Here is a 1,578-nt window from a genome sequence, read left to right on the forward strand (position 1 = left end):
ATCATCACGTTGGACGGCTTGAGGTCGCGGTGCACGAGGCCGGCGCCGTGGATGTCGCGCAGCGCCTTCACCAGGCCGTTGGCCAGGATGAAGAGGGTGCGCTCGGGCAGCGGCCCGTAGGAGTTGGCGACCACGTCGTGCAGGGAGGGTCCGGCGACATAGCCGGTGGCCACCCACGGCGTCTCGGCGAGCGTGTCGGCGTCGAGCACCGGCGCGGTCCAGTCGCCGCCGACCCGGCGGGCGGCGTCGACCTCGTGCTGGAAGCGCTGCCGGAACTCCGGTTGCGCGGCCAGCTCCGGCTGGACGAGTTTCACGGCCACCGTGCGGCCGCGGTCGGAGCGCGCCAGGTAGACGCTGCCCATCCCGCCGGCGCCCAGCTTCCCCAGCAGTCGGTACTGGCCAACCCGTTGAGGATCTGTCGGCCCGAGCGGCTTCATGCTGAACTACTCCTCTTCGCTCTGTAAGGCCTCATGAGAATACGGCGGCCCGTAGACACTAGGGAGGACAGAGGCCGAACCGTAATCGGTTCCCGCAACGCCCTCATGGTTGTGGTTGATGCCATTTCTTGACCGAATCGTCGCCGCGTTCACTCCCGCTCGAGCGTGAACTCCGGCTCCTCGGCGCCGTACGGGGTGAAGTCGATGCTGGACGCGTTCTCTCCGGTGACAAAGCCGCCGAGGTCGACCGCGTCGAAGTTCAGGCGGTAGGAGGGGAGCGGGTCGCAGTCGCCCTGCGTGACGGCGCCCGGCCCGGCCAGCAGGGTTCCCCCGTCCGTGCCGCCGCTGACGAGCTCGGACTCCCAGACGCAGTCGCCGTCCGGCTGGCTGAAGGTCAGCGCGACCTCGCCCGCCGTGACGATGCCGCCGAACTCGACGGAGAGGTCGTCGTCGCTGTACACGGCGTCGTAGATCGCGAACGGCATGCCGTCGTCGCCGGGGGCCATCGCGGCCGGGGACATGGTGAGCCGGCCGCCGTCTGAGGTCTGCCACAGCACGCTGCCGTCCGACTGCACCGCGGCGGTCTGGTCCGAGAACGGCTGGCAGTTGATGCCGTCGGGGGTCTCGCTGGTGATGCCCTCGGGGGAGAGGGAGATCGTCTCGCCGTCGACCGAGGCGAGCGAGGCATGCTCGACGCACAGGCCCTGGGGCAGCACGGTGTACTGGGTGGCGACGGTGTCGCCCTGGTTGCCTGAGGCTATCTCCATCCGGACGAAGATGCTGTCGTCGCCGTCGAGGATCTCGCCCTCCCAGGCGCCGACGAGGTCGGACGGGACGGTGCCGCCCCCCTGTCCCTCCGTGGGCTGCTCGGTCGGCGTGGGGTCCTGGCTCGGGGACTCGGTCGGCGTCGGGTCGCCGCCCGCGGTCGGGCCGGGATCGGGCTCGTCCTCGCCGCCGCCGAGCGCGAAGACGCCGACGCCGATGGCCACCGCGAGGACCGCCACCGCCGCCGCCACGATCAGCGGCACGTTGTTCCGCCGCTTGTCGGGCACGGGCGGCGTGCCCGTGGGGGCGCCGGGGCCGTAGGGGTTGGTGGCACCCGTGGTCTGGTGCGGGTAGCCGTAGCCGTGCGGCGGGGACG

General features: G+C 71.3%; 1 protein-coding gene and 1 pseudogene. Both read right to left on the reverse strand.

Annotated features, from left to right (window positions below; translation table 11 throughout):
• On the reverse strand, window positions 1-437 hold a 437-nt coding region (locus tag E1265_RS36150), incomplete at its 3' end, for a protein kinase (RefSeq protein WP_165954023.1).
• Between the two features lie 149 nt (window positions 438-586).
• Window positions 587-1,578: pseudogene (locus E1265_RS37660) on the reverse strand (hypothetical protein); the annotation flags it as partial.

It is taken from the genome of Streptomyces sp. 8K308 (assembly GCF_004348315.1).
Lineage (GTDB): Bacteria > Actinomycetota > Actinomycetes > Streptomycetales > Streptomycetaceae > Streptomyces.